This is a genomic window from Amycolatopsis orientalis, from assembly GCF_000943515.2.
In the GTDB taxonomy this organism is placed as follows: Bacteria; Actinomycetota; Actinomycetes; order Mycobacteriales; family Pseudonocardiaceae; genus Amycolatopsis; species Amycolatopsis orientalis.
On record NZ_CP016174.1, the window covers coordinates 3,186,261 to 3,213,254 of the forward strand.

General features: G+C 70.9%; 33 protein-coding genes. 11 read left to right on the forward strand and 22 right to left on the reverse strand.

The window, feature by feature from the left end; genetic code table 11:
* Window positions 1-4: 4 nt before the first annotated feature.
* Both hemQ and SD37_RS14260 read left to right on the forward strand, forming a co-directional pair.
* Window positions 5-697 carry a hydrogen peroxide-dependent heme synthase gene (hemQ, locus tag SD37_RS14255; RefSeq protein WP_044850464.1) on the forward strand — a complete coding sequence of 231 codons (693 nt, stop codon included), beginning with the start codon at window positions 5-7 and terminating at the stop codon, window positions 695-697.
* Window positions 697-2,055: a CoA transferase gene (locus tag SD37_RS14260; RefSeq protein WP_418189810.1), complete on the forward strand. Its 1,359-nt coding sequence runs from the start codon at window positions 697-699 to the stop codon at window positions 2,053-2,055. Before hemQ ends, SD37_RS14260 begins: the two co-directional genes overlap by 1 nt.
* Window positions 2,056-2,105: 50 nt before the next feature.
* On the opposite strand, the gene SD37_RS14265 is transcribed toward SD37_RS14260, so the two are convergent.
* The 8 genes from SD37_RS14265 to SD37_RS14300 form a co-directional block, all read right to left on the reverse strand.
* The gene (locus tag SD37_RS14265) at window positions 2,106-2,450 is read right to left on the reverse strand and encodes an SCO6045 C-terminal-like domain-containing protein (RefSeq protein WP_044850463.1); all 345 of its coding nucleotides are present in this window, start codon (window positions 2,448-2,450) and stop codon (window positions 2,106-2,108) included.
* Entirely contained in the window at window positions 2,447-3,295 is an 849-nt protein-coding gene (locus tag SD37_RS14270) for an MbnB/TglH/ChrH family RiPP precursor modification enzyme (protein WP_065912832.1), read from the reverse strand. Before SD37_RS14270 ends, SD37_RS14265 begins: the two co-directional genes overlap by 4 nt.
* On the reverse strand, window positions 3,252-4,196 hold the full coding sequence (locus SD37_RS14275) for a TIGR04222 domain-containing membrane protein (RefSeq protein ID WP_044850461.1): 945 nt from the start codon (window positions 4,194-4,196) through the stop codon (window positions 3,252-3,254). Before SD37_RS14275 ends, SD37_RS14270 begins: the two co-directional genes overlap by 44 nt.
* 113 nt (window positions 4,197-4,309) lie before the next feature.
* Window positions 4,310-5,152, reverse strand: coding sequence for a TIGR04222 domain-containing membrane protein (locus SD37_RS14280; protein ID WP_044850460.1), 843 nt, complete (start codon window positions 5,150-5,152; stop codon window positions 4,310-4,312).
* A gap of 75 nt (window positions 5,153-5,227) precedes the next feature.
* Complete coding sequence (msrB, locus tag SD37_RS14285) at window positions 5,228-5,650, reverse strand: peptide-methionine (R)-S-oxide reductase MsrB (protein WP_037304420.1); 423 nt, start codon at window positions 5,648-5,650, stop codon at window positions 5,228-5,230.
* A gap of 19 nt (window positions 5,651-5,669) precedes the next feature.
* A complete protein-coding gene (locus SD37_RS14290; protein ID WP_044850459.1) occupies window positions 5,670-5,975 on the reverse strand; it encodes a hypothetical protein in 306 nt (101 codons plus the stop codon).
* 73 nt (window positions 5,976-6,048) lie between these two features.
* The gene (locus SD37_RS14295) at window positions 6,049-7,656 is read right to left on the reverse strand and encodes a serine/threonine-protein kinase (protein ID WP_065912833.1); all 1,608 of its coding nucleotides are present in this window, start codon (window positions 7,654-7,656) and stop codon (window positions 6,049-6,051) included.
* 180 nt (window positions 7,657-7,836) lie between these two features.
* The gene (locus tag SD37_RS14300; protein ID WP_044850545.1) at window positions 7,837-8,523 is read right to left on the reverse strand and encodes a TVP38/TMEM64 family protein; all 687 of its coding nucleotides are present in this window, start codon (window positions 8,521-8,523) and stop codon (window positions 7,837-7,839) included.
* Window positions 8,524-8,547: 24 nt separating this feature from the next.
* Between SD37_RS14300 and SD37_RS14305 the strand changes: the two genes are divergently transcribed.
* Window positions 8,548-9,105 (forward strand): GNAT family N-acetyltransferase, encoded by a 558-nt coding sequence (locus SD37_RS14305; protein ID WP_037303805.1) that lies wholly within the window; start codon window positions 8,548-8,550, stop codon window positions 9,103-9,105.
* A gap of 28 nt (window positions 9,106-9,133) precedes the next feature.
* Entirely contained in the window at window positions 9,134-10,153 is a 1,020-nt protein-coding gene (locus tag SD37_RS14310; protein WP_044850457.1) for a DNA polymerase domain-containing protein, read from the forward strand.
* A 19-nt stretch (window positions 10,154-10,172) separates the two neighbouring features.
* On the opposite strand, the gene SD37_RS14315 is transcribed toward SD37_RS14310, so the two are convergent.
* Window positions 10,173-11,030, reverse strand: coding sequence for a phosphotransferase family protein (locus SD37_RS14315; protein ID WP_044850456.1), 858 nt, complete (start codon window positions 11,028-11,030; stop codon window positions 10,173-10,175).
* A 362-nt stretch (window positions 11,031-11,392) separates the two neighbouring features.
* Here SD37_RS14315 and SD37_RS14320 point away from each other — a divergent pair, with 362 nt between their 5' ends.
* The 3 genes from SD37_RS14320 (at window position 11,393) to SD37_RS14330 (ending at window position 13,223) form a co-directional block, all read left to right on the forward strand.
* Complete coding sequence (locus SD37_RS14320) at window positions 11,393-11,785, forward strand: DUF6221 family protein (protein ID WP_044850455.1); 393 nt, start codon at window positions 11,393-11,395, stop codon at window positions 11,783-11,785.
* Between the two features lie 6 nt (window positions 11,786-11,791).
* Complete coding sequence (locus tag SD37_RS14325; RefSeq protein ID WP_044850454.1) at window positions 11,792-12,832, forward strand: LLM class flavin-dependent oxidoreductase; 1,041 nt, start codon at window positions 11,792-11,794, stop codon at window positions 12,830-12,832.
* Between the two features lie 154 nt (window positions 12,833-12,986).
* Entirely contained in the window at window positions 12,987-13,223 is a 237-nt protein-coding gene (locus SD37_RS14330) for a S1 RNA-binding domain-containing protein (RefSeq protein ID WP_044850453.1), read from the forward strand.
* A gap of 74 nt (window positions 13,224-13,297) precedes the next feature.
* Here the strand turns inward: SD37_RS14330 and SD37_RS14335 are convergent, their stop codons facing one another.
* Window positions 13,298-14,869, reverse strand: coding sequence for a PucR family transcriptional regulator (locus SD37_RS14335; protein WP_174567907.1), 1,572 nt, complete (start codon window positions 14,867-14,869; stop codon window positions 13,298-13,300).
* A gap of 159 nt (window positions 14,870-15,028) precedes the next feature.
* Here SD37_RS14335 and pruA point away from each other — a divergent pair, with 159 nt between their 5' ends.
* The gene (pruA, locus tag SD37_RS14340; protein ID WP_044850452.1) at window positions 15,029-16,666 is read left to right on the forward strand and encodes an L-glutamate gamma-semialdehyde dehydrogenase; all 1,638 of its coding nucleotides are present in this window, start codon (window positions 15,029-15,031) and stop codon (window positions 16,664-16,666) included.
* Between the two features lie 18 nt (window positions 16,667-16,684).
* The gene (locus SD37_RS14345; protein ID WP_044850451.1) at window positions 16,685-17,614 is read left to right on the forward strand and encodes a proline dehydrogenase family protein; all 930 of its coding nucleotides are present in this window, start codon (window positions 16,685-16,687) and stop codon (window positions 17,612-17,614) included.
* An 87-nt stretch (window positions 17,615-17,701) separates the two neighbouring features.
* On the opposite strand, the gene SD37_RS14350 is transcribed toward SD37_RS14345, so the two are convergent.
* Complete coding sequence (locus SD37_RS14350; protein WP_037303795.1) at window positions 17,702-18,058, reverse strand: thioredoxin family protein; 357 nt, start codon at window positions 18,056-18,058, stop codon at window positions 17,702-17,704.
* A gap of 90 nt (window positions 18,059-18,148) precedes the next feature.
* On the opposite strand from SD37_RS14350, the gene SD37_RS14355 reads away from it, so the two are divergent.
* Entirely contained in the window at window positions 18,149-18,391 is a 243-nt protein-coding gene (locus tag SD37_RS14355; protein ID WP_044850450.1) for a DUF2630 family protein, read from the forward strand.
* A 136-nt stretch (window positions 18,392-18,527) separates the two neighbouring features.
* On the opposite strand, the gene SD37_RS14360 is transcribed toward SD37_RS14355, so the two are convergent.
* From SD37_RS14360 to SD37_RS14405, 10 genes are all read right to left on the reverse strand, one after another.
* Entirely contained in the window at window positions 18,528-20,093 is a 1,566-nt protein-coding gene (locus SD37_RS14360) for an alpha/beta hydrolase (RefSeq protein WP_044850449.1), read from the reverse strand.
* 72 nt (window positions 20,094-20,165) lie between these two features.
* Window positions 20,166-21,245, reverse strand: coding sequence for an ATP-dependent DNA ligase (locus SD37_RS14365; protein ID WP_044850448.1), 1,080 nt, complete (start codon window positions 21,243-21,245; stop codon window positions 20,166-20,168).
* A 28-nt stretch (window positions 21,246-21,273) separates the two neighbouring features.
* The gene (locus SD37_RS14370) at window positions 21,274-21,861 is read right to left on the reverse strand and encodes a hypothetical protein (protein ID WP_044850447.1); all 588 of its coding nucleotides are present in this window, start codon (window positions 21,859-21,861) and stop codon (window positions 21,274-21,276) included.
* Window positions 21,858-22,394 carry a DUF6286 domain-containing protein gene (locus SD37_RS14375; protein ID WP_044850446.1) on the reverse strand — a complete coding sequence of 179 codons (537 nt, stop codon included), beginning with the start codon at window positions 22,392-22,394 and terminating at the stop codon, window positions 21,858-21,860. Before SD37_RS14375 ends, SD37_RS14370 begins: the two co-directional genes overlap by 4 nt.
* 14 nt (window positions 22,395-22,408) lie before the next feature.
* Window positions 22,409-22,774 (reverse strand): Asp23/Gls24 family envelope stress response protein, encoded by a 366-nt coding sequence (locus SD37_RS14380; protein WP_044850445.1) that lies wholly within the window; start codon window positions 22,772-22,774, stop codon window positions 22,409-22,411.
* Window positions 22,771-22,947, reverse strand: coding sequence for a hypothetical protein (locus SD37_RS14385; RefSeq protein WP_005157087.1), 177 nt, complete (start codon window positions 22,945-22,947; stop codon window positions 22,771-22,773). Before SD37_RS14385 ends, SD37_RS14380 begins: the two co-directional genes overlap by 4 nt.
* Complete coding sequence (locus tag SD37_RS14390; protein WP_044850444.1) at window positions 22,947-23,408, reverse strand: Asp23/Gls24 family envelope stress response protein; 462 nt, start codon at window positions 23,406-23,408, stop codon at window positions 22,947-22,949. Before SD37_RS14390 ends, SD37_RS14385 begins: the two co-directional genes overlap by 1 nt.
* A gap of 133 nt (window positions 23,409-23,541) precedes the next feature.
* The gene (locus tag SD37_RS14395; protein WP_044850443.1) at window positions 23,542-23,967 is read right to left on the reverse strand and encodes an Asp23/Gls24 family envelope stress response protein; all 426 of its coding nucleotides are present in this window, start codon (window positions 23,965-23,967) and stop codon (window positions 23,542-23,544) included.
* The gene (locus SD37_RS14400; RefSeq protein ID WP_037303778.1) at window positions 23,967-24,524 is read right to left on the reverse strand and encodes an RNA polymerase sigma factor; all 558 of its coding nucleotides are present in this window, start codon (window positions 24,522-24,524) and stop codon (window positions 23,967-23,969) included. Before SD37_RS14400 ends, SD37_RS14395 begins: the two co-directional genes overlap by 1 nt.
* A complete protein-coding gene (locus tag SD37_RS14405) occupies window positions 24,521-25,267 on the reverse strand; it encodes a pyrimidine reductase family protein (RefSeq protein ID WP_044850442.1) in 747 nt (248 codons plus the stop codon). Before SD37_RS14405 ends, SD37_RS14400 begins: the two co-directional genes overlap by 4 nt.
* A 98-nt stretch (window positions 25,268-25,365) precedes the next feature.
* On the opposite strand from SD37_RS14405, the gene zapE reads away from it, so the two are divergent.
* Window positions 25,366-26,400 (forward strand): cell division protein ZapE, encoded by a 1,035-nt coding sequence (zapE, locus tag SD37_RS14410; protein ID WP_044850441.1) that lies wholly within the window; start codon window positions 25,366-25,368, stop codon window positions 26,398-26,400.
* On the opposite strand, the gene SD37_RS14415 is transcribed toward zapE, so the two are convergent.
* Entirely contained in the window at window positions 26,354-26,962 is a 609-nt protein-coding gene (locus SD37_RS14415) for a phosphatase PAP2 family protein (RefSeq protein WP_044850440.1), read from the reverse strand. The genes zapE and SD37_RS14415 overlap by 47 nt on opposite strands.
* Window positions 26,963-26,994 lie beyond the last annotated feature (32 nt).

Genomic DNA, 26,994 nt, shown 5'->3' on the forward strand with positions numbered 1-26,994 from the left:
CGGTATGGCGCGGCTGAACTACAACGAGCTCAATGACACCATCCGCTACACCGCCTGGTCGGTCTTCCGGGCCGAGCAGGGCAAGCTCGGCGACGACCGCGCCCAGGCGACCGCGGAGACCACCGAGTACCTCGACGCGCTGGAGGCCAAGGGCGTCGTCGTCCGCGGTGTCTACGACCTTTCCGGGCTGCGTGCCGACGCCGACTACATGATCTGGTGGCACGCCGAGGAGATCGAGCAGGTCCAGGCGGCCTACAGCGGTTTCCGCCACACGCCGCTCGGCCGCGCGTCGGTGCCGGTGTGGAGCCAGGTCGCGCTGCACCGCCCGGCGGAGTTCAACAAGAGCCACATCCCGGCGTTCCTCGCCGGTGAAGAGGCGCGCAAGTTCATCTGCGTCTATCCGTTCGTGCGCTCCTACGAGTGGTACCTGCTGCCGGACGACGAGCGCCGCAAGATGCTCGCCGACCACGGCAAGGAGGCCCGCGACTATCCGGACGTCCGCGCCAACACGGTCGCGTCGTTCGCGCTGGGCGATTACGAGTGGATCCTGGCCTTCGAGGCCGACGAGCTGCACCGCATCGTCGACTTGATGCGTCACCTGCGCGGCACCGAGGCCCGCCTCCACGTCCGCGAGGAGATCCCGTTCTACACCGGGACGAAGGTGCCGCCCGCCGAGCTGATCGCCCTGCTGCCCTAGTGAACGCCTCACTGGACCCCCGCGTCTGGACCACGCTCACCGGCGACAAGCTCGCCGAGGACGCCGTCGAGGTCACCGGTCCCGAGTCGGTGCTGCCCGGGATCTTCCGGGTCGAGGAGGCGGCGGTCACGAGCATCGCCGCGGCGACCCTGGCGGCGGGGGAACTGCTGCGGTCGCGGGGGATCGAGCCGGGCAAGGTGTCGGTCGACACCCGGCACGCCGCGGCGTCGTTCCACAGCGAGCAGTACCTCCGCGTCGACGGGGAGCCGGTGCCGTTCAGCGCGCCGCTGTCCGGCGACTACCGCGCGAACGACGGCTGGGTGCGGCTGCACTGCAACTATCCGCGGCACGTCTCCGCCGTGTGCTGGGGCCTCGGGGTGCCCGCGACCCGGGCGGCGTTCGAGAAGGTCGTGGCGGCCAAGTCGAAGTACGAGGTCGAATCGGCGGTCATCGGCGCCGGCGGGGCCGCCGCCGTCATGCGCACGCGCGAGGAATGGCTGGCGCACAAGCAGGGACAGGCGTCGAGCGGGTTGCCGGTCGCCGAGATCCGCCCGCTGGGGCCGTCGGACCCGGTGCGGCTGTTCGACTCCGACCGGCCGCTGGGCGGCGTGCGGATCCTGGACCTGACCCATGTCATCGCCGGACCGGTCGCGGGCCGTGTGCTCGCCGCGCACGGCGCCGTCGTCATGCACATCGGGTCGGCCCAGCTGCCGACGGTGCCGCCGCTGGCCGTCGACACCGGGATGGGCAAGCTCTCGGCGTACGTCGACCTGGAGACCGAGGCGGGGCGCTCGCGGCTGCGCAAGCTGATCGCCCGCGCCGACGTCGTGCTGCAGGGTTTCCGGCCGGGATCGCTGGTGGCCAAGGGTTTCTCGCCCGAAGCGATCGCCGAGCTCCGGCCGGGCATCGTCGTCGCGGACCTGTCCGCCTACGGCTGGGAAGGGCCGTGGGCCCGGCGGCGGGGGTTCGACAGCCTGGTGCAGATGGCGTCGGGCATCGCCGACGAAGGCGGGAAGGCCGCCGGGCTCGACGGTCCGGGTCCGCTTCCGGTGCAGGCGCTCGACCACGCGACCGGCTGGCTCACCGCGGCGGCGATCATGACCGCCGTCCGCCGGGCGGCCACCGAGGGCGGCAGCCAGCACGTCCGCACCTCGCTCGCCGGGACGGGGGAGTGGCTGAACTCCTTGGGGCGCAAGGAACCCGGTCCCTCCGGCTTCGACGGCGCCGAATGGCTGGAAGACGTCGACAGCCCGCTCGGCCGGCTGACCCGGGTCAAGATGGCGGGCACGCTGCCGGGCGCGAATCCCTTCTGGGCGGAAGCGACGCACGTGCCCGGAAGCGACCGCGCGGTCTGGTGACCTCGCGTTTAGTCCTCTGAACGCGTGTCGCCCAGAACGCATTCAGAGGACTAAACGCGGCGTAGCCACCTCGCCAGGCGGCCCTTCGGCTTCGGTACCTCACCGCGCTCGACGAGCCACGTGCCGAACGCGTCCGCGTAGGCCCTCGCGCGGATCGCGTCGGTCTTCGGGTGCGCTGTCGCGTACTCGCGGAACAGCGCGGCGAACCGGTCGCCGAGTGCTTCGGCGAGATCGGGGCGAAGGTAGGCGGCCAGCCTGCTTTGCTTGTTCCGCAGGACGTTCGCCTCGATACGGAGCCTGTCCGCGTCGAAGCCCGCCGGAGCGTCGCCCCCGGCGAGCAGTGCCCTGAGCAGTTCGGCCTGCTGCCCGGCGAGTCGTTCCCGGGGCGACGTCACGGCGAGACCGCTTCCCGCAGCGCGGCCAGTTCGGCCGCCAGTTCGCTGTCGGGCGGGTAGTCGTCGTCGCGTTCCAGGAGCACACCCGGCGGCTCGGTGCGCCGCCGCAGTTCGCGCAGCAGGTCCAGCACCTCCGGGACCACCGGATGGGCATGTGTGTCGTGGTAGACGCCGTCGCGTTCGACGCCGCCCGCCATATGCGTGTACGCCAGCCGTTCCCACGGGATCTCGTCGAGGAACCGTTCGGGATCGGTGCCGAGGTTGCGGGCGTTGGCGTACAGGTTGGCGACGTCGATGATCAGCAGGCAGCCGGTCCGGTCGGTCAGCTCCCGCAAGAACTCCGACTCGGAGAACTCCGCGTCCGGCCAGTCCAGTACCGCGGCGATGTTCTCCAGCGCGAACGGTACGTCCACAATGGACTGAGCGAGTTTGACGTTGTCCACCAGGACGTCGAGCGCTTCCCGGGTGCGGGGCAGCGGCATCAGATGCCCCGAATCGAGGCCGCCCGCGCGGACGAAGCACACGTGGTCGCTGGCCATCGGCGCGCCGAGTTCGCGGGTGACCTCCGCGAGCTGCTCGACGCGGACCGTGTCCAGCGGTTCCGCGCCGCCCAGCGACAGTGAGACCGCGTGCGGCAGGACCGGGATTCCCTTGTCGCGCAAGGCGACCAGAGTCTCGGGCAGATGCCCGGCGTGCAGGTTCTCGGCGACGACCTCGACCCAGTCGACGCCGGGCAGCCGCGCGATCGACAGGTCCAGCTCGTGCCGCCAGCCGATGCCGATCCCGAGCCGTCCGGGCCGGTCAGCCCCCGCAACCCCCGCCGCCGCAGGAGCTGCCCCCGCCACAGGAGCTACTGCTGGAGCTGCTGCACGAAGAGCCGCTGCTGCATGAGGAGCCGCCGGACGAACCGCCGCCGAAACCGCTGGAGACCGGAGGCGGGATCAAGGCTGCGCTCAGTTCCTCGTCCGGGAAGGAGGCGAGCCCGCCGAACGCGACCGCCGCGGCGGCGCCGCCCAGCACCGCGCCGCCGGCCATGCCGACGTATCCCGGTCCGTTCGGGATGCCGCGTTTGCGCTCCCGTCCGTGGGCGGACCTGGCCCGGTGAAGGACCCGGTCACCCTCGCCGGTCGGGCGCGGCCCCTGCCGCTTGTTCTTGACCGCCTTGGCGACCAGCGTCGCGAATCCGGCCACGATCAGCAGCGGGATGAGGAAGCCGACGGGGTGGTCGCCGGAGATCCCGGCGATCAGGCGCGCCACACCGACGACGAGCACGGCGAGGTACAGGAAGAACACGACCTGGCGGATCCGGGGCGCCCGGTCCGCGGCCACGAGTCCCCGGGCCTGGAGATCCTTGGCGAGCGCCTGCATCGGCCCCGACATCCGCAGCCGGTCGCGGATGCCGCGGGTCGTGGCGTTGTAGCCCGGCCGTGCGCCCTTGGCGACGGCCTTTTCGATCGGGTCGGCGGGTTCGGCGCCTGTCAGCTGGAGCTGCTTCGAGCTGCTGACCCGCAACGTCCCGCGGTCGACCAGTGCCGCGATGGCCGTGTCGACCACACGGTCCGGTCCTCCGGCCAGAAAGGCGAGTTCGTACACCGTCGGCTGCGGTCCGTGCACGGCGGGGCGCGGTGCCTTGCGGCCCAGCTTGACCAAGACCGTCCACAGCAGACCGACGACCAGCGGGAACACCAGCAGGACGCCGTAGATCGCCAGGAAAGTGGGTCCGGGGATGCCCCAGGTGTCCTTCATCGCACGGGCCTTTCACGAGCAGGTGCAGTTACCGTAGTCGGACGCTTTTCCGTCCGGTCGTGGTTCCGTGATTCGAACAGCCGGGGTGGGTTCTCACGACGGCAGTTGGACCCTCATCCGCCACAACCGCCGCCACCGCCATCGCCGCCCCCGCAGGAGGAAACGGCTTGGGCGCAACCGCTCGCACCGCCCGCCGCGGACCGGCTCTGTCGCGAGCCGCCGGTCCTGACCAGCGTGGCGGCGAACACCGGTTCGGGGAAGGCGCCCAAGCCGTGCAGGGCGACCCGGCCGGTCGTGGTCCTGCCGAGGCTTCGGTCCCACTGGCCGTAGTGGAGTGCCAGCATGCCCGCGGTGGTCGCGCGGCCCGCGCGATCCGGCCACTGGAGCCCTCCGGCGAGAGCGATCGCCCCGAGCACGGCGAGGAGCAGCATGATGAGAATGTCGGACGGCCGCCGCAGCGGAACGGCGTTCGCCAGTCGGGCGACCCCCAGCGCGAAGATCGGCACATACGCGGCCATCGCGCATTGCCAGCCCACCCGTCGGCGTTTCTCGCCGACCTGCAGCCCTCTCCGCTGCAGGTCGGCGCGCAACTCCAAGACGACCTCGTGCCGCGCCATCTTCGAGCGCAGCTCGCGCAGGCCGATTCCGAGGCTGGGCAAAGTCGACACGACCGCGCGCTCGAAGGGATCGGCCGGAACGGGCTTGGTCGGATACAGGACGCCGTGGCTGTCGAGCCGGATACCGCTCCGTTCGAGCAGACCGGCGACGGAGGTGTCGGTGACCCGGTCGGAACCGCCTGCCAGCGCGGCCAGGTGGTGGACGCCGGGTACTTCACGTGCGCCGGTGTCACGGCGCAGCCACCTCGCGTGCAGTTCGGCGAGCGCGAGGGGCAGGACGACCAAGCAGCCGTAAAGCCACGCGAAAGCCGGTCCGGAGATTCCCCAGGGTTCGTTCATGAAAACACCGCCCTCCCCGACGCTGCTCTGTGCACAGGAAACGCGTCAGGGAGGGCGGTGGTTCGCTTCGGTTGGTTACGACTCGGGAACGAGCTTCAGCGAGATCGAGTTGATGCAGTACCGCTGATCCGTCGGCGTGGCGTAGCCCTCGCCTTCGAAGACGTGCCCGAGGTGGCTGTGGCACGACTTGCACAGCACCTCGATCCGGCGCATCCCCATGGTGGTGTCCTCCCGGAGGAGGACGGCGTCGGAATCGGCCGGGTCGTAGAACGACGGCCAGCCGCAATGGCTCTCGAACTTCGTGTCGCTGCGGAACAGTTCGGCACCGCAGGCGCGGCACTGGTAGACACCGGTGGTCTTCTCGTCGGTGTACTCCCCGGTGAAGGGGCGCTCGGTGCCCGCCTGGCGGAGCACGGCGTACTCGTCGGGGCTGAGCTGTTCCCGCCATTCCTGCTCGGACTTGACCACGCGTGGCGTGGCTCCGACAACGGGTTTCATGCCTTTCACCGGTTCCACGTTACCCCGCGAGCCACGTGATGGCCCGGCCGATGATGTCCCATGCGGTGACCATCACGCCGAGCACGATGAGGACCACGACCAGTGCGGAGACCCACCAGCGCAGGCCGCCGAGGCGGTTACTGGAATCGGCGAAGTCGGAGACACCGTCGAGGCAGGCTTCCACGGTGAAGTTGGGGCCGCAGCGTTCGATGCGGTCCAGATGCTCGGCGAAGGCGCGCGCTTCGGGATCGTACGGGTCGAGGCCTACCAGGTCCTCGTCGAAACGAGGGTGCTGGCCAGGTCCGAAAGGTCCGCTATCGGCCATGGAAGCAACAGTAAGCCACGAGCGGCGATTGGCCTACCACCAGCGAGGCGGGTCTCACCACCACCACGCTGGGTCAGGGACCGAGTACTCGCGTGTCGGCGTCGATGAAGTACTGGCCGCCGACCTGGACGACGCGGAGTGCCGGGCGGGGGCCGTTGTTGATCGTCACGTTCATGTCGATCGAGCCGTCGGGGTTCCCGCCGCCGCTGTCCGCGTGCGCCTGCTTGGAACCGGTGACCTTGTGCGTCGACCAGTATTCGGCGAACGCTTCGGGAGAGCCGTACACGGCCTTCGCGCCCTCGGTGAGCTTGTTCCAGCTCGCTTCGGTCCCGATCTTGCCCGTGTCGAAGAAGTCGAGCACGAACACCCCCACGCTCGAGAAGTTCGTGATCTTCTCGGTCTGGGCCTGGCCCAGCCCCGCCGGGGCCGCGCGCGACGACGAGGGCGAATTCGATTTCGACACCGAGGTGCCCGGCTGGGCCTGGGGGTTGTCGCCGGTACCGCCCTGGGTGTTCGCCCCGTTACCCGAATTGAGCACCAGGAACACGATCACGGCGATCACCACGACCGCGGCGCCCGCGCCCGCGAACAGCGCGGCCTTGCGCTTGCCGTCGGCGGGCTTTCCCTGCGACGGCCGCATCGGGGCGGCCGCGGACGGCGGCGGGGTCGCCGCGGCGACCGGGCGCGGCGGCGTGTTCGGCGGAGCCGCCTGCGAGCGCATGGGCATGAACGCGGCCGTCGGCGTGTGCTGTTTGGCGGGCGGCGGCGGAAGCTGGGGTGTCGCGGACTGGGCCGGGGGATCGGTCCGCTGCCAGGGCGGCCGTTCCCCGGCGGGGTTGCCGCGTCCCGGGGTGTCGGGCGCGGCGGGCTGTCTACCGCCACCGGCCCCGAAGAGCCGCGGCGAAGCCGCCGTTCCCGCGGCGGATTCGTTCGCCGCCAGCGCGGCGAGCCGTTCCCTGGCCTCGGCCATGGTCGGCCGCTCGGTGGGTTCGGTGCGCAGGAGGCTCATCAGCAGCGCCGTCGCGGGACCCGCCTGCTGCGGCGGGGTGATCTGCCCGTTCGCGGCCGCGTACAGCAGCGCGAGCTGGTTGGAGCTGTTCCCGTACGGCGTCTGGCCTTCGATCGCCTGGTAGAGCGTCGCGCCGAGCGCGAAGACGTCGGAGCTGGGCACCGGGTCGGAGCCGCGCGCCAGCTCGGGTGCGAGGTAGGCCGGGGTGCCACCGATGAGGCCGGTCTGGGTGAGCGTCATGTCACCGGCCGCGCGGGAGATGCCGAAGTCGGTGATCTTCGCGGTGCCTGCCTCGTCGATCAGGATGTTGCCCGGTTTGACGTCGCGGTGCACGATCCCGGCGCGGTGCGCGGCGACCAGCGCCGACGCGACCTGCTCACCGATCTTCGCGACGCGGCCCAGCGGCAGCGTGCCCTCTTCGGAGATGATCGCCGAGAGGCTGGGGCCGTTCAGGTACTCCATCACCAGGCAGGGGTCGCCGCCGTGCTCGGCGATGTCGAACACCACGATCGCGTTCGGATGCTGGAAGCGGGCCGCGTTCTTCGCCTCGCGCATGGCGCGCTGGCGCATGTTGTCGCGTTCGGCTTCGGAGACACCGGGCTGCGGGAGGATCTGCTTGACCGCCACCGAGCGTTCGAGGCGGACGTCGATGGCGCGCCAGACCACCCCCATGGCACCGCTACCAATTTGCTCGACCAGGCGGTAGTGCCCAGCGATCAGCTGACCGGTGTCGATGGCGACTGCTCCTGACACATTCTTTGACGAACACATCCCGGGTGATGGTGGCGTTACGCGGCCTCACGGGTCCCGCGCACCCGATCGAGTGTAGCGGGCGGCGGTTTCGGATCCCCGTCAGCTCGCCGGTGCGGAGACGGGCGATTCTTCCTCGGCGCTCGATTCGGGCACCGGGCGGGCCTTCCGCCGGAAGACCTTGACCAGGCCGATGGCCCCCGCGGCGGCGAACACGGCGTAACAGATCAGCAGGGCTGGGGGCGTTTCCCCGGTCAGCGCGTCGCCGAGGACGACGACGGCGACCGTACCCGGCAGGCTGCCGAGCGCGGTCCCGATTAGATACGGAGCGAAGCGGACCGATGACACGCCGCACAGGTAACTGAACGGAGCGAACGGCACCATCGGGATCAGCCGTAAGGAGGTGATCGCCAGGACGCCGCCGTCGGAAAGCCGGTCGTTGACCGCGCGGACCTTGGCCCGGTGCAGATGCCGGGTGACGAGGTCGCGGCCCAGTGCCCTCGCGAGGGCGAACGACAGCCCGGAGGCGACGGTGGTCGCCAGGATGCCGACGACGATGCCCGTCGTGGCGCCGAGCAGGAGCCCGCCCGCCAGGTTGAACACGGTCCGCGGGATCGGCGCGACGGTGAGCACCGCGTAGAGGAGGAAGAAGACCAGCGGGGTGGCCGGGCCGGTCTCGGCCGCCCAGGCCCGAAGCCCGGACGGGCCCGGGATCGGCAGCAGTACCGCGGCGGCCACGAAGAGGGCGAGCACGGTGAGCGCGAGCATTAATTTGGTACGGCCGGACACCACGTCAACCGTACGGTATCCGCTGTGATCGATACCGACGCGCTGCGACGGCAGCCAGAACTCATCGGCGAGCACGTCGTGCTGGCGCAGCTGGACGAGACCTACCTCGAACCCGCGTGGCGGGCGGTGCGGGAGCCGGAGACGACCAGGCTGACCGGCACGCACACGAAGTTCACCGAGGAGCAGATCCGCAAGTGGCTCGCCTCCAGGCCGGGCCTCGACGATCGGGCGGACTACGCGATCCTCCGCGGCGAAGACCGCGCCTACCTCGGTGACGTCGTGCTTTCCGACATCGACGAGCACAACCGCTCCGGGGCCTTCCGGATCGCGTTGACCGGTCCGGACGTCTTCGGCAAGGGCTACGGCACCGAGGCGACCAAGCTCCTCCTGGACTTCGCGTTCGACGTCGTCGGCCTGCACCGCGTGTCGCTCGAGGTCTTCGAACACAACCCGAGGGCGCGGCGCGTCTACGAGAAATGCGGGTTCGTCCGCGAAGGGCTCCAGCGGGAGGCGCTGTGGTGGGACGGCGAGTGGCATGACGTCATCACGATGGCAATTTTGAAGAACGATCCGCGGCCCTGATCGGCGCCGGACTGGCTACGGTGGGCGCATGCCCAAGAACGGTGAGCCGATCGAGGTCGCGGTAGGCGAGCGCAAGGTGCGGGTGTCCAGCCCGGACAAGGTGTACTTCCCCGCCCGTGGCATCACGAAGCGCCAGGTCGTGGAGCACTACGTCGCGGTCGGCGAGCCGCTGCTGCGCGCGGTCGGGGAGCGGCCCACGACGCTGAAACGCTATGTCGACGGCGTCGAGGGCGAGTGGTTCTACGCCAAGCGCGTGCCGAAAGGCGCCCCCGACTGGGTGGAGACCGTGAAGATCACCTTCCCGTCCGGCCGGACGGCCGAGGAGGTCTGCCCGACCGAGCCCGCCGTCTTCGCCTGGGCGGCGAATCTGGGTACCTTCGACTTCCACCCGTGGCCGGTGCGGCGGCCCGACGTCGACCACCCCGACGAACTGCGCATCGACGTCGACCCGCCGGACGAGGCCGGGTTCACCGACGCGGTCGCGGTCGCCGGGGTGGTGCGCGACGTCCTCGACTCGGCCGGGCTCGTCGGCTACCCGAAGACCTCGGGCGGCCGCGGCGTGCACGTCCTGGTGCGGATCCGGCCGGAGTGGGACTTCATCGACGTCCGCCACGCGGTGATCGCGCTCGGCCGCGAGGTCGAACGCCGGATCCCGGACAAGGCGACCATCGCGTGGTGGAAGGAAGAACGCGGCGGCCGGGTCTTCATCGACTACAACCAGGCGGCCCGCGACCGCACGGTGGCTTCGGCCTGGTCGGTCCGGGGCACCCCGCGCGCGACGGTGTCGACCCCGTTGACCTGGGACCTGCTCACCGAGGTCGACCCGGACGACTTCGACGTCCTCACCGCCGGCGCCTTCTACGCCGAGCACGGCGACCTGCACGCTCCGATGGACGAACGGGCGTTCGGCATCGAGACGCTGCTGGAGTGGTACGCGCGGGACGAACGCGACCACGGCCTCGGCGAGATGCCGTATCCGCCGGACTACCCGAAGATGCCGGGTGAGCCGAAGCGGGTCCAGCCGAGCAAGGCGCGGGACGACACCTAGGCGTTCCGCGTTTGGTCCTCTACTCGCGTGCCGGGAGACGCCGGCCGAGGTAGTCACGCGCGATACGCGCCAGCCTGGCGGTGGTGGCGGCCTTGTAGCTCCAGAGCCCGGCGACGTACACGGCGAACGCGGTGATCGCTTCATCGCCCGCTTCGGCCCAGCGGGTGTTCTGTCGCGCCCAGGTCTCCGCCTCGTCCGCTGGGTGGCCCGCATCGATGAGGCGGATGACCAGGAAAGCCGGGTCGACCCACGCGGCACCTCGTGCGGGCCAGCCCCAATCGATGACCCGGATCTCTCCGTCGTCGGCGATGAGGAACTGGTCCGGGTGGAGGTCGGTGTGGAGAAGGCTGTTCCCGGCGACGAGCGCGGGGACTTTCCGCTCCCAGGCCACCAGCTCGTCGAGGTTCCAGCGGCCGACGACCTCAGGGCGCTCCTGGCCGAGCCGGTCCCACCATGTCGGCTGCCAGCGCTGCTCCAGCGCCCGGAGCCCGGGAGCCTGGAGACGCCCGATGCGGTCGAGCGCCGTGGCCACCAGTGCGAGGTCGGAGGAGCCTGGCGCGAGCTGGGCACGCCGGCCGCGCACGTACTCGAAGCCGACGACCAGCCAGTCCTCGATGTCGGCGGAGAAGTGCACGGCCGGGGCGATGCCGGAGGTCAGTTCGCCGACGCCGGCTTCATTCCGGAGCCAGCGCATCGGCGGGGAGATCCCCTCGACCCCCTTGACGAACAAGGGTGCCGCTCCGTCGCGGTGCACGACGGCGGTGAAGTTGCTGCTCTGGCCTGCCTCGACCTCCTCGCACTCGGCGATGGCGCCGACGCGCTCCCGGATGCCCTCGCGTACGGCTTCCGGCAACTCACCCCAGCGGTACTTCTTCACCTTGTCCTGCTCTCGGAGCTACTTGCCATTGGTGTCGGTGTTCTCGTGCGTCAGGGACATGATGGATGAACCGTTGCCGCTCGCGCGGGCGGTACGAGGGCGACGGCGAGCCCTGGCCGGGAGCGGGAACGCGTCTTGTGACGGCACGTGCGGTTTCGGTGACCGATTCCGGCTTCTCATCCGTCTCTTCCGCGATTTTCTCGCGAGGTGATTGCGAACTCGTGTCGATCCAGAAACCTGTTACCGCTCCGGGAGTGATCGATACGAGACTGTGTGACGCGTGGGACTCGGTCGTAACGCCAGGCTTCCTGCCAGCGACATTTCCCTCCGAACACCAGCCTGGGGGAGACGAAGGAGAATTCGTGGACGACCTGATCGCCTTCCTCGCCGCGCGGGTGGGGCAACGCCAGGCGCTGATCATGCAGGCCGTCAAGAAAACCGAGATCAGCGAATCGCTCACCCGCGGTGAGACCAAGGTCGTCATCGAAAAGAAGATCCGCTCGCTGAACGACCTCGAACTCGACGTGATCAACCAGATGATCAACGAGATCGAGGCGACCCGGCGGCTCCTGCAGGCGCACCGCACCACGGTCTCGGAGAAGGTCCCGGGCTTCCCCCTGTACGGCAACGAGTACTGGTGCGAGACGTGCAACGTGCCCGCGGACGAGGCCGGCACGAACTGGTGCCTGACCCTGCGTCTTCTCGCCCTGCCCTACGCCGACCACCCGGACTACAGCGAGCGCTGGCGCCCCTGAGCGGGAATGCCGGCCGCGTCCGGGCGCGTTGACCCGGGAGTGATCACCCTTTCGGTTCTGGACCGGTCCCCGACCCGCCGCGGTGGTGACGCGCCCCGCGCCCTGCGGGACACCGTCGCCTTCGCGCGGGAGATCGAAGCGCTGGGCTATCACCGGTTCTGGGTTTCCGAGCATCACAGCGTGCCCGGCGTCGCCGGTTCGGCGCCCACGGTGCTGGCGGCCGCCATCGCCTCGGCGACCGGGCGGATCCGGGTCGGCACCGGCGGCGTGATGCTGCCTAACCACCGGCCGCTGGTGGTCGCGGAACAGTTCGGCGTGCTCGAAGCGCTGTTCCCCGGCCGGATCGACATGGGGCTGGGCAGGTCGGTCGGGTTCACCGGCGGGGTCCGCCAGGCACTCGGGCACGAGAAGGACGACGCCGACCGCTTCGGCGATCAGCTCCGGGAGCTGCTGGGGTTCCTCGCGGGCGATCAGACGGCGTATCCGGGCGTGCACGCCATTCCGGCGGAGGGCCTGCGCGTGCCCGCGTACCTGCTGGCCACCGGCGCGGGGGCGCGGCTGGCCGCGGAACTGGGGCTGCCGCTGGTGATCGCGCCGGTCCGGGGTGAGGGGCCGCTGCTCGAAGCGATCGAGGGCTATCGTTCCGGCTTCCAGCCCTCCGCGCAGGCTTCGCGGCCCTACGTCGTGGTGTCCACGGCGATCGCGGTCGCCGAGACGGCCGAGCGAGCACGGCGGTTGCTGATCCCCGAAGCGTGGTCGACGGTCTACTCACGGACGCACGGCGTCTTCCCGCCGCTGTCGCCGGTGGAGGAGATCCTCGCCGGACCGCTGTCCGAACGTGACCAGGAGCGGCTGGACCGGGCGCTCGACGGGCAGATCGCCGGCACCCCGGACGAGGTGGGCGACCGGCTGGCCGCACTCGTCGCCAAGACCGGCGCCGACGAGATCCTCGTGACGACCAGCACCTTCGACCAGGCGGAGCGGCTGGAGTCCTATCGCGGGCTCGCCGAGGTCGCCGGGTTGAGAAGTCTCGTCGCGGCGTCGTGATTTTTGTTAGGGTCACGGCCATGACTGCCGGGTCGGCCTTGTGCCGTGAGCGGACGGGTTCCCCGGCCGCCGCTTGATCTCCCAGCGGGCTCGCAGCCCGCCTCCGCGTAGGTGTCCCTTCAGGTGGACCATGCGCGGAGAGGAGGTGAATCGCATGTCCCACAAGGAAAGCTGGCGTGATTTCGTCGTCGCGAACGTGGACGGCGGAGTGCTGGACGGCGTCGTCACGCGAGTGCTGCCGTTCGGCGCGTTCGTCGAAGTGGCCCAGGGGCTGGAAGGGCTGCTGCCGACCGTCGGCGGCACCGGGCCCCTCGCCGCCGGGGCGTCCGTCGCGGTCCGGCTCGACAAGCTGGACGTCCAGAACCGGCGGTTCAGCCTGACCCTGGCCTGACGCCCCTCGCGTTTCGTCCTCTGGATGCGGTAGTTCGCGTCACGAACCATCGCGTCCAGAGGACTGAACGCGCTCTAGAGGCGCAACAGGAGCTGGGTCAGGACGCGCTGCGCGGGGTCGGCCAGGTCGATCCCGGACACCTCGCCGGCGCGCCGCACCCGGTACCGCACCGTGTTCGGGTGGATGTTCAGCTCCCGCGCCGCGCGCCGGACGTCGCCGAACGCGTCGAGGTAGGCGAGTACGGCCGGGACGAGGATGCCGCCGTGCTCGGCGTCGTGCGCGACCAGCTCGGTCAGCCGCGGATCGCGGATCCTCGGCTGCTCACCGAGGAAGGCGAGCACCTCCGACAGCAGGACCTCGGCGCGGACGTCGGCGAGCGAGGCGACGTCCGCGGTCCCGTGGCCGCGGGCCATCGCCGCCAGCACGCTGTCCGCGTCACCCCGCGAGGCCGCCGCCTCGGAGAGCCGGGGCACGACACCGCCCAGCGCGGCGCGCACCCCGACCTCGAGATGCCGTCGCGCGGTGCCGACGATCTCCTTGGCCAGCGCGAGGATCCGCGGCTCGGCGTGCTCGGGAAGGTCAGGAAGGAGCGCGTAGACCCGCCCGCCGATCACGCTCACCAGCGCGCTCCGCCGGTACGCGGCGGTGTGCACGGTGATCAGGTGCACCAGTTCGGCACGCCGCAGCTGCCGGTCGGTCGCCGCGCGGTCGCGGGGGAGCGAGAACCCCAGCACCATGGCGGGTTTCCCGGGGTCCGCGCCGATGTCGTCGGCCACGGATTCGACGTCGAGACGGCCTTCGAGCAGCCCGGCCAGGAGGTCCTCGCGCAGCCGGAGTTCCGGGCTGGGCAGCATGCGATGCCGGATCAGCTGGGGCGCGAGCGCCCGGCTGGCACCGAGCAGGGCGACCTCCGCGCTTTCGGTGAGCGGATGCGCGCCCTCCTGGACCCAGATCGTGCCGAGCGGCTGGGAGCCGGCGTGGATCCCGGCCGCGATCCGCCGCCGGATGCCGAGATCGGGCCGCTCCTCGATGCGGACGATGCCTTCCCCGGCGCGAAGCCGCTGGTAGACACCCCATTCGCGCAGCATCGCGAGGTAGCGCTCCGGGCCCTCGCGGCCGAGGATCGAGAGCCTGCGCAGCTCGTCCACCTCGTCGCCCGCCCGCGAGTAGGCCAGTACCCGGCTCGCGGTGTCCTCGATGCTGACCAGGCCGCCGGTCAGCGTCGCGATCGTCTGCGCGAGCGAGAACAGGTCGCCCAGTACCTCGCCGTGGTCTGCCTCGCCGCCCGCGCGGGCCGCGTCGACGACGCCCCTGGCCAGCGCCTCGACCTGTTCCCAGCGCGCCTCGTGGCCGACTTCGAGCAGCGCGATCCCCGCGTCGGCCGCGACGTGCACGACGGCCGAGCCGTTCTTGACCGCCACGGCGGCCGCGCCGGACCGTCCCGCCGCCCGGATTGCCCCCGCCGCCGACCGCCCGCGCGCCCCGATCACCAGCACGAGGTCACCCGGATGGGCGTCCGGCGGGTCTTCCGGATCGTGGATGACGACGTCCTCGACGCCGACACCGAGGCCGCCCGGCGCCGCGAGCACCCTGACCAGCGGTTCTCCGAGCGTGGCGAGGACGTGCCGCAGCGAAGCGCCGGGCACTCCCGTGGTCGGTTCGGTAGTCGCGGTGATCACCAGGTTAAGCCGATCGGACAAGACGGTCACCCTGATTCTAGCCAGTCGAACAATCCCTGACGCGGTCGTCCGGTCTACCGTTCGAGGAGAGACCTCTAACCGGCGAAGTGAAGTCAGGAGCAGTCAGTGGACGCCGTGACCCAGACCCCCGCCCCGAAGAACGAGCCGGTGCTGAACTACGCGCCGGGCAGCGCGGAGCGCGCTGAACTCGAGGGCGCGCTCAAGTCGCTGGGCGGCGCCGACCCCATCGACATCACCGCGACGATCGGCGGTGAGCAGCGCAAGGGCGGCGGCGAGAAGATCGAGGTCGTCCAGCCGCACAACCACAAGGCCGTGCTGGGCGTGATCCACAGCGCGACCGCGCAGGACACCCACGACGCGATCGCCGCGGCCAAGGCCGCCGCCCCCGGCTGGCGCGCGCTCTCCTTCGACGACCGCGCCGCGATCATCCTGCGCGCCGCCGACCTGCTGGCGGGCCCCTGGCGTGCCCGGCTGAACGCCGCCACCATGCTCGGCCAGTCGAAGACCGCCTTCCAGGCCGAGATCGACTCCGCCTGCGAGCTGATCGACTTCTGGCGCTTCAACGTCGCCTTCGGCCGCCAGATCCTCGCCGAGCAGCCGACCAGCTCGCCCGGTATCTGGAACCGGATGGAGCACCGCCCGCTCGAGGGCTTCGTGTACGCTATCACCCCGTTCAACTTCACCGCGATCTCCGGCAACCTGCCGACCGCGCCCGCGCTGATGGGCAACGTCGTGCTGTGGAAGCCGTCGCCGACGCAGAGCTTCGCCGCGCACCACCTGATGCGGCTGCTCGAAGAGGCGGGCATGCCCCCGGGCGTGATCAACCTCCTGCCGGGTGACGGCAAGGCCGTCTCCGAGGTCGCTCTCACCCATCGCGACCTGGCCGGGATCCACTTCACCGGGTCCACCGCGACGTTCCAGCATCTGTGGGGCACCGTCGGTGCCAACATCGGCGGCTACCGGACGTACCCGCGTCTGGTCGGCGAGACCGGCGGCAAGGACTTCGTGCTCGCGCACGCCTCGGCCGACGTCGACATCCTGCGTACCGCGCTGATCCGCGGCGCCTTCGAGTACCAGGGCCAGAAGTGCTCGGCCGCGTCCCGCGCCTACGTCCCGCGCTCGCTCTGGGCGAGCCTGAAGGACGAACTGGTCTCCGAGACCGAGGCCCTCACCTACGGCGACGTCACCGACCTGAGCAACTTCGGTGGCGCCGTGATCGACCGCCGCGCCTTCGACAAGCACGCCGCCGTGCTGGCCAGTGCCGCCGAGGACGCCGAGGTCGAGGTCATCGCCGGTGGCACCGCGGACGACAGCGTTGGCTACTTCGTGCGCCCGACGATCCTCGTCTCGGACAACCCGAAGCACGAGATCTTCCGCACCGAGTACTTCGGCCCGATCCTCGCGATCCACGTCTACGACGACGACACCGCCGAGGGCTTCGACAACGTGCTGAAGTTGGTCGACGAGACCGCCGACTACGCGCTCACCGGCGCTGTCATCGCCAACGACCGCACGGCCGTCGCGAAGGCGTCCGAGGCGCTGCGTTTCGCGGCCGGCAACTTCTACGTCAACGACAAGCCGACCGGCGCGGTCGTCGGGCAGCAGCCCTTCGGCGGCGGTCGCGCGTCCGGCACCAACGACAAGGCCGGTTCGGTGTTCAACCTGCTCCGCTGGACGAGCCCGCGCTCGATCAAGGAGACCTTCGTCCCGCCGACCGGCGTCCGTTACCCCCACCAGGGCTGAGATCCCCAGGAGTCCGTGATGTTGCGTGCCCCGCTGCTCGCCGCCGCCCGATCCCGGCGGATGCGCAAGCTGGTCGAGGTCGTCCCCGCCACCCGATCGGTGGTGAGCCGGTTCGTCGCCGGTTCGAAGACGTCCGACGCCGCCCGGGTGGTTCGTGAACTGGCCGATGACGGCCTCCGGGTGACCCTCGACCACCTCGGCGAGGACACCACCGACGCCGAGCAGGCCGCGACGACCGTCCGTGCCTACGAGGAACTGCTGTCCGCGCTGGCGGCCGACGGTCTCGCGTTCGGCGCGGACGTCTCGGTGAAGCTGTCCGCGGTCGGCCAGTTCCTGCCCGTCGACGGCGAGAAGGTCGCCCTGGAGAACGCCCGCAAGATCTGCGCGGCGGCCGAGGCGGTCGGTGCCACGGTGACCCTCGACATGGAGGACCACACCACCACCGATTCGACCCTGGGCATCCTGCGGGAACTGCGCACCGAGTACCCGTGGGTCGGCGCGGTGCTGCAGGCCTACCTGCGGCGGACCGAACAGGACTGCCGCGACCTCGCCGGTGCAGGCTCCCGCGTCCGGTTGTGCAAGGGCGCCTACGCCGAACCCGAAGAGGTCGCTTTCCAGGACAAGTCCGAAGTGGACAAGTCCTACGTGCGCTGCCTGAAGATCCTCATGCGGGGCAAGGGTTATCCGATGGTCGCCTCGCACGACCCGCGGATGATCGCGATCGCCGAGAAGCTCGCCATGGACGCGGACCGCAAGGCGGACGACCACGAATTCCAGATGCTGTACGGGATCCGTCCCGAAGAGCAGCGCCGGATCGCGGGGGACGGCAAGACCATGCGCGTCTACGTCCCCTACGGCGACGAATGGTACGGCTATTTCATGCGCAGGCTGGCGGAACGCCCGGCGAACCTGGCGTTCTTCCTGCGCGGGCTCGCCACCCGGGGCTGACCCGGCTCCCGGTGGCACGGTTCCGCTGAAGTACAAAGGGGCCCTTCCCGGCGAAATCCGCCGGGAAGGGCCCCTTCTTCACGCCCGTCATGCCTCCTGGGCCTCTTCCTTGAGCTTGTCCATGTCGATGTCGCGCGCCTGCTGGATCAGGTCTTCGAGCGTCTTCTCCGGAAGCGCGCCGGGCTGCGAGTAGATGACCGTCTTGTCGCGGATCACCGCGAGCGTGGGGATCGAGCGCACGTCGAAGGCGGCGGCCAGCTGCTGCTCGGCTTCGGTGTCGACGCTGGCGAAAACGATGTCGTCGTGGTTGCCCGACACCTTCTCGTAGGTCGGTGCGAACTGGCGGCACGGCATGCACCAGCCCGCCCAGAAGTCGATGATCACGAAGTCGTTCTCGGACACGACCTGATCGAAGTTGGCGGCGGTCAGCTCCACTGTGCTCATGCCGGGCGTAACGAATCGGGAAGGGCGCACATTCCCGCGCGGGCGCGTAGCGTCTCGGATGGAGCAACCCACGTTTCGCGGGAGGTGCGTATGGCCGACGGGGACATCCTCAGCCGGATCGACGAACTGGTCAGCGAGGAGCACGAACTCCGTTCGCGGGCGATCGGGACCGGGCTCAGCTCGGACGACCGGTCGCGCCTGGCCAGTGTCGAGCAGCAGCTGGACCAGTGCTGGGACCTGCTGCGGCAGCGGCGGGCCCGGGTCGAGTTCGACGAGGATCCGGACCAGGCTTCGGCGCGGCCGATCAGCGAGGTGGAGTCTTACCGGCAGTAACGGGCGGCGCCGGCCGGGCACCTCACGCGCGCTAGGAAAGGTCCTTTCCTCGCAAATTTTGCAAGGAAAGGACCTTTCATGGCGCGCGTGAGGAGTGGAACGGCGTCACGCTCCGTGGGGGGCGAGCCGGAGTGGATCAGGCCGGGCAGAGGGTCCCGTCCGCGGGGATCTTCCCGTCGATCAGGAACGCCCGCGTCGCGTCGGTGACGCACGGCGAAAGGGTCAGGGCGCCGTGCCCGGCGCCCTGCCAGGTGATCGTCACCGCGCTCGGCATCTGGTCGGCGGCCCGGCCGGTGCCCTGCTCCGGCGTGACCGGATCGGTCGCGGTGCCCGCGACGAGGATCGGCGGAGCGCCGGGGGCGCCGGCGGGCGGCAGCGGTTCGCGGCGCACGGGCCAGGGGCTGCACCACGCCAGCAGCTGCGCGGCGAAGACACCGAACTGCGGGTACTTGCCGCGCAGCGTCGTCGTCAGGCGGGTGAGTTCTTCGGCCGAGAGCCGGGTCGCGCTGTCGTTGCATTTGGTGGCGAGGGTGCCGTCCAGCCGGGTCGGCCGGGCCCGGGTGTCCTTCAGCGCAGGTTCGGCGAACGCGGCCAGCGGCGTGACGTCGCCGGTCTGCGCGGTCTTGAGCGCTTCGGCGAGTTCCACCCAGCGCGAGCGTTGGGTGAGCCCGGAATAGACGGCGTACAGCGCGATCCCCGGCGTGATCTCCACTCCGTCGGTGGTCATGGCGGGGGCGGCGCGGAGCCGGTCCGCGACGGCGTTCACGGCCGAGCGGGCGTCACCGAGCGGGCAGCCCCTGGCGATGCAGTCGGCGCCGAACGCGTCGAGCGTGGCCTGTGCGCCCGCGGCGACGGCGTCCTGGACGGCGGCCGTGTCGGCGCCCGGATCGGGCAGGCCGTCGAGCATGACCCGGCCCACCTGCGCCGGGAACCGCACGGCGTATTCGGCGAGGACCTTCGAACCGTCACCGCGCCCCAGCGCGTGCAGCCTGTCGAGGCCCAGCTGCTCCCGGAGTTCTTCGAGATCACCCGCGGCCCGCCAGCTGTCCATCGCGACCTGCGAGTCGTCCAGTTCGATCGCGCACTGCTGGCCTGCCTTGCGCGCCGCGTCGACCACGGCTTCGAGGTCGCCCACCGCCGGGTCGCCGCCGAGCAGGTCGGCGCGGATCTGCGCCGGGACGCACTGGACCGGCGAGGACGCCCCTGTCCCGCGCCGGTCGACGCCGATCAGGGAGAACTTCTGCAAGTACTCGGGCGGCAGCGCCGCGGCCAGCCGCGCGGCGTAGAGCGAACCCGGCTCTCCGTCGACGTCGTTGACCACGACGAGCGGGATCGGCCCGTCCCCGGTCTTGACCACCGACATCCGGGCGAGCCCGCGCCCCGGCAGGTCCGGCGCGTCGACCGTGATGGGCACCCTGGCGCAGGAGAACTTCAGCGTGTCCGGCACGGACGGCTGGCCCAGCCGCTGCCGGGTGGCCTCGTCGCAGTCCTCCCATTTGAGCGACGGCGACCGGGGCTCGTTCAGCGGCGGCAGCGGCACCTGCTGCGCGACCGTCGAGGAACCGGGAGTGGTCTTGCCGTCGTTGTCGATCACCGCCGGGCGCACCGACGGCCCGGCCGTGCAGCCCGCGAGCACCGTCGCGGCCAGGGCGGTCGTCAGGATCAGCCGTGGCCTGCGGCGGACGGTGCTGGCGGGGCGCACGGGCTGGTCCTCACTTTCCGGGCATGACAAAAGCTCGTGGGTGAGCTTCGCAGGTGGTGTGTCAGGCGCCGGTTAACGGGTGCGTTTGACCTCGCCGCGGAACACCGCGTCCAGGTCGTACCTGGCGACCTCGTCGAGCTGGGCGTAGGTGCAGGAATCCGGCTCGCGGTCGGGACGCCAGCGCTTGAACTGCGCGGTGTGCCGGAACCGCGACGGATATCCGCCCTCCGTGTGCTCGTAGCCGACCTCGACGACCTTCTCCAGCTTCAGCGGCACCCACGGGGCTTCTTTGGACTTCCACCGGGTGATGCCGCCGGGGATCCGCTGGTTCTCCCGCACGTTGTCGCCCAGCCACGGGTGATCGGTCCCGTCGGTGATCAGCGGCGCCAGTTCCTCGGCCAGTTCACGCCGCCGGGTGACCGGGAAGGAGCCGACGACGCCGGGGTGGTGCAGCACGCCGTCCTCGTCGTACAGCCCGAGCAGGAACGAGCCGACCAGCTCGCCCGGTTCGCCGTCGACGTGCCAGCGCAGCCCCGCCAGCACGCAGTCGGCGGTCCGCGAGTGCTTGTACTTCAGCAGCACGCGTTTGCCGGGGCTGTACGGCTCGTCGAGCGGTTTGCCGATGACGCCGTCGAGTCCCGCGCCCTCGAACAGCTCGAACCAGTGCCGCGCGACCGCCGGATCCGCCGTGGCCGGGGTCAGGTGGATGCCGTCGGAAGCCAGTTTCTCCAGCCGTTCCCGCCGTTTCGACGTCGGTTCGTCCAGATAGGACTCGTCGCCGAGCGCCAGCAGGTCGAACGCGACGAACTCCGCCGGGGTCTGTTCCGCGAGCAGCTTGATCCGGCTTTCGGCGGGGTGGATCCGGTCGGTGAGCGCGTCGAAGTCCAGTTTCCCGTCCCGGCCGACGACCAGTTCGCCGTCGAGCACGATCCGCTCCGGCAGCGTCGCCTTCAGCCGCTCGACGACTTCGGGGAAGTACCGGTTGAGCGGCTTCTCCGACCGCGACTGCAGGGTCAGCTCGTCGCCGTCGCGGAACACCAGGCAGCGGTAGCCGTCCCACTTCGGCTCGAACAGCAGGCCGCCGGAATCGGGGATGGCCTTCGCCGGTTTGGCGAGCATCGGTTTGACCGGCGGCGTCAAGGGAAGCGACATGACGGCCATTCTTGCCGTATCGGCGCGGTCAGCGCACCCGTTGCGGTGCTGCCGTGTCGAGTTCGAGCCGGACGGCGGTGGGCAGGACGTCGACCCCGAGCGATTCGCGCGCGCGGGCCAGCACGGTGCGGTCGAGCTGCTCCCACACGCGTTTCAGGTCGGTGCCCTCGTTCAGCCAGAGCGTGATCCGCAGCGCCGGGTTGTCGCTGTCGCCGACCGCGCGGACCCGGGCGCGGCCGATCCCGTCGATCGTCTCGGCGTCGGCGCGGACGGCGTCGGAGATGGCCGAGGAGGTCACCACGAGGTCGTCGTCGAGTTCGAGGTCCGGACGGCCTTCCGGGCGCAGCGACCGGAAAAACCACCACAGTCCCAGCCACAGCAGGAGCACCCCGAGCACCAGTGCGCCCACCCGGGAGGGGAGCGCGTGCCGCGCGAGCCAGTCGAGCGCGAGGGGGTCGGCCAGCGGACGGCGGCCGCGGTACGTGCCGAGCCAGCCGGCGCCGATCACCAGTACCGCGACCCCGCCGAGCAGCGCGAGGAGTCCGATGAGGACGGTCAGGATCCGTTCGGTGCCGGTGGACCGGCCGAGTGCCTTGGCGGAGACCGAACGGCTCATCGGCGGTCCTTCGGGGAGTCGACGACGACGGACACCTTCGGCCGCCGCAGGAGGGGGACTTCGTCGAGCAGACCGGAGACCGTGTCCAGCAGCCGCGGCCGCAGCTCGCCTTCGGTCTCCAGCCTGCTCGTCGCGCGGACGCGGATCTTCTTGGCGGTGGCGGTGACCTTCGCGCCGGCGACGTTCTCCTGCGCGCGGACGGTCACCCCCACCAGCCGGGCGAGCGACCGCGGCGACGTGGTCACGCTGACCTCGTTCGCCGGATCGGTCAGCCGGATGGCACGACGTCCGGCCGAAGCCGCCGCGAGGATCAGCAGCAGGCCCACCACCCCGGCGACGATCGCGGTGAGCCGGACCGGGGAACTGTCCCAGGACAGTTCCGCGAGCCTGTCGCGCCAGCCGTCCCACGGGACGAACAGCGGGCCGCGCCCCGGCCGCCACCAGCCCCAGCCGACCTCCAGCACCAGCAGGACCCCGGCGGCGGCCAGCGCCAGCCCGATCAGGGCGGACAGCAGGCGGACGAACAAACGCATGCCTTGTGCTCCTTCTAGCGGACGCGGGGCGCGATGTCGGGCAGGAGCGCGGAGACCGTGACGGAGATGTCGCGGACCCGGTACGAGGTGATCCGCTCGACCTCCTCGGTGACCCGGGCGCGCAGATCGCCTGCGATCCGCCGCACCGGCGCCGGATAGTTCAGCGCGACGTCGAGCACGAGGTCGACGTCGTTGCCCTCACCGCCGACCTTCGCGCTCGCGCCGTGTGTCCCCAGCCCGAGTCCGGCGATCCGCCGTTCGGCCCGCGTGGTCCCGTCGACCTGGTCCGCGGCGTGCTGCGCGATCTTGCGGACCACGGCGGGCGCGATGGTGAGGGTGCCGCGGTCCTCGGGGTCGCCGGGTTCGGGCGGGAGGGTCATTTGTCGCGGCCCCGGCCGAACAGGTCGCCGAGGTCGAGTTCGCCGTCGAGTACGCGGCCGAGGACGAGGCCGATGACGCCGACGGCCAGTGTCACCAGGAACGCGGTGAAGCCCTGGGTCGCGGCGAGGCCGAGGATGAGCCCGGCGAGCAGGCCGGTCTGGGTGCCGTTCATCATTCGACCCGCGAGGTCTCGGTCTCGCCGCCGTTCTCGTCGGGCAGGTGGATGTCGTTGACCGCGATGTTGACCTCGATCACCTCGAGGCCGGTGATCTGCTCGACCTGGCCGATCACGTTGCGGCGCACCGCCCGCGCCACGTCCACGATGCGCGCGCCGTACTCGACGACGACGTCGAGGTCGATCGCCGCCTGCTTCTCGCCGACCTCGACCGAGACCCCGGACGTGGTGACCGTGCCGGAACCGGGGATGCGCTCGCGGATCGCGCCGAAGGCCCGCGAGACCCCGCCGCCCAGCGCGTGGATCCCGGTCACCTCACGGGTGGCGAGTCCGGCCACCTTCTGCACCACCACCGACGAGATCGTGGTCTTACCGGCGGCTCCTTCCTCGTTGAGGGCCGACCCGGTCCCGGCGCCCGTCAACCGGGTGTCGGGCTTGCTCACGCTCGGCTGCGCCATGAAGTTCGCTCCTTCTCGCACCTGCGCCACACGACCCGCGCGCGGCGTTCCCTAACGCTCTCACCGACCAGGACACGCGCGCAGGGTGAGCCGTCCCGCCATGTCCCCCGAACGGGGTAATCAGGTCCGGTGCTCAGTCGGGATGCACGTCGACGACGTGGACGTTGACCGCGGGCGGGGCCGAGCCCAGCTGGCGGGTCAGCGCCTCGGTGACCCGGTGGCGCAGCACGTCCGCGGCCGCCGCTTCGACGCCGAACCGGACCGTCACGAGTACCTGGAGCACTTCGTCTTCGAGCGCGACGGCCGAGACGTACACCCCGCCGAGGTCGCGGCCGATCTCCGCGGCGAGCCGCCGGGTCATCAGCACCAGCGCCCGCTCCGACACCTGCGTCTTCCCGCCCGCCGACGGCAGATCGAGCGGCGAGGTGGTGTGCCTCCCGCGAACACCGCCGACCGAGCGGAGCACCCGTTCGACGAGCCCGGGCGGCGTCGGCACCGGACGGCTCGCGGCGGCGCGCACCTGCTCCCACCGGGGGTCGTCGCGCGGATCCTCGCTCATCACCGTTCCCCGGGTCGGAAGTTGTCGCCGAGCTTCGCCAGCAGCGCCACCCTGGCGCGGTGCAGCCGGGCCCGCAACGCGGGCACACTCACTTCGAGGACCTCGGCCACCTCCTCGTAGGTCAGCCCCTCGAATTCTCGCAGAATCAGCGGGATCCGCTGGCCGACGTCCAGTTCGGCGATCGCGCGCAGCACCGCGCCGACCTGTTCCGCGCTCACCACATGCCCCTCCGGACCAGGCACGACGCCCGCGTCGCCCTCGTCGAGCGGCACCGTCGGTTTCCGGCGCCGGACCTGGCCCAGCGCGCCGTTGGTGGTCACCCGGTAGAGCCAGGTGGACACCGCGGATTCGTACCGGAAGCCGGGCAGCGCGCGCCACGCGGAAAGCCAGGCCTCCTGGACGACGTCCTCGGCCTCCGACGTGCTGCCGGTGATCCGCAGCGCCACGCGGTACATCCTGGCCGTGTGCCGCCGCACCAGGGTGTCGAAGGCACCGTGGTCCCCGCCGGCGGCCCTGGCCGCCAGTTCCTCGTCCGGAACCGGCGCGGGCTCGCTCACCCGCCCTCCCGGCGGCGGTAGCGCAGCATGGTGAAACCGTCCTCGGACAGTACCGACGCGAGGTCCATCCGCCGGGGCTCCGGGGCGGGACGGCCGTGCGCGATCCGGCGCGCGCCCGCGCCCGCCAGCAGAGGGGCGACGGTGAGGCACAACTGGTCGACGAGATCGGCCGCGATCAGGTCGCCGAACAGCGTCGGCCCGCCCTCGCAGTCGACGCGGTACAGCCCCCGTTTCCCGAGGAGTTCGAGCGCGGTGCCCAGATCCACGTCGTCTGTCCCGGCCAGGATCACCTCGGCGCCCGCGCGCTCCAGCGCGGCCCGCGGGGCCTTCTCGGTCGTGATGACGATCGGCGGCACCTTCGTGTCGGTGAACAGCGGGCCCGCGGGATCGAGGTCACCCGACCGGGTGACCACGGCGATCGGCGGGACCTCCGACAGCCCGAGGGAGACCCGGCGGGCGGCCCGCTCGGCGCTGATCCGCGCGCCGCGGTAGCCCTCGGCGCGGGCCGTGCCCGCGCCGACCAGGATCACGTCGGAGAGCAGGCGCCCCAGCAGGAAGACGCGTTTGTCGGCCGGATGCGAAAGGCCCTCGGACAGCTCGTCGACCGCGGCCGCGCCGTCCGCGGAGCTGACGAAGTTGACCTGGACCCAGGGACGGGTCAGGTCTTCGGGATACCCGTAGAGCCGCTCCAGGTCGGCGTCGGAGACGGGGTCCGCCGGTGTCGTTGGCCACAGAAGCCGCATACGCCTATCCCAGCACGCGCCCGACGACACCGCTGAGCGGGGGATACGCCCGTTCAGGGAGGGTGAACGGCCGTCGCCGGTGCCGTTACTCTCGGCGAATGCCCGCCCGCCTGATCGATCGCCGTCCGGAGCTGTCCGCCGACGAGCTGATCACCGCGCTCGTCCCGCCGCCCCGGTTCGACGCGGTCCGGTTCTCCACCTACGTGCCCAACCCCGACGAGCCGAGCCAGGCCGAGGCCGTCGTCACCTGTAGCGCGTTCGCGAAGCGCGTGGCGGAGGCGTCGAATCGGAAGCCGAAGTCGAAGCTGCGCGCGCTGTTCGGCGGCGGGGACGAGACGCCGTCCGGGCCGAGGGGGCTTTATCTCGACGGCGGCTTCGGCGTCGGCAAGACGCACCTGCTCGCCTCGACGTGGCACGAGACCCCGTCGCCCAAGGCGTACGGGACCTTCGTGGAGCTGACCCACCTCGTCGGCGCGCTGGGGTTCGCCGAGGCGGTGCGGCGGCTGTCCGAGCACCGGTTCCTGGCGATCGACGAGTTCGAACTCGACGACCCCGGCGACACCATGCTCGTCACGCGGCTGCTGCAGGAGCTGATCTCGGCGGGCGTCTTCGTGGCGGCGACCTCCAACACGCTGCCGGACAAACTCGGCGAGGGCCGGTTCGCCGCGGCGGACTTCCTGCGCGAGATCCAGTCGCTGTCCGCCCGGTTCGGCGTCTGCCGGGTCGACGGCCCGGACTACCGCCACCGCGGGCTCCCGGACGCGCCGCCGCCCGCGAGCCCGGAGGAGCTGGAGGCGTCCGCCGCCGCCCATCCCGAGTCCACTGTGGACGATTTCGACGCGCTGTGCGAGCACCTGGGCGGGCTGCATCCTTCGCGGTACGGACGGCTTCTCGACGGCGTGACCCGCGTGCACCTGCGCGACATCCACCCGGTCCCCGATCAGAACGTCGGACTGCGGATGGTCGCCTTCGCCGACCGGCTCTACGACCGCGCGATCCCGCTGGTCGTCTCGGGCGAGCCGGTGCCGCTGCTGTTCACCGAGGAGATGGTGAACGGCGGATACCGCAAGAAGTACCTGCGCGCCGTCAGCCGTCTGACGGCATTGGCGCGCGACGCCGTGCAGCCCAGGTGAGCAGCGCCCACGTCCCGCAGACGGCCGCGACGGCGAACAGCGTGCCGCCCACGACGTCGGTCAGGTAGTGATAGCCCAGGCCGATCATGCCGATCGTGACCGCGCCGAGCACCACCGCGCCCACGATCGCGATGACGGCCGTCGCGACCCCGGGGCGGGCGAGCAGCACGAGCACGGTCAGCACCGCGACCAGCGCGACGGTGTGGCCGCTGGGGTAGGCGAGGTAGGTGTTCTTCCAGCGGTCGAAAAGCGGTTTGAGCACCCAGGTGTTGGCGGCGATGGCGACGAGCGGGCTCGTGAGGGTCAGTACCGCTTCGAGTCTGCGACGTCCCAGCAGGCACAGGGTGGCGGCGAGGAGCGCGACCGGGATCAGGACGTAGGCCTCGGTCGGCAGGACGAGTAGCCGCAGCAGGCCGATGTCGCCGCCGAAGGTGCGCTCCACCCACCTGAGGGCGAGGACGTCGGGGCTCGCGAGCCCTTCCCCGGAGACCAGGAAGCCGAGTACGGCCATGATGACCGCGCAGGTCACCGCGACGAGCCCGTACGGCGCTCTTCCGCTCATCCGGCGAGATTACGTGACGGGTGATCAGTCAC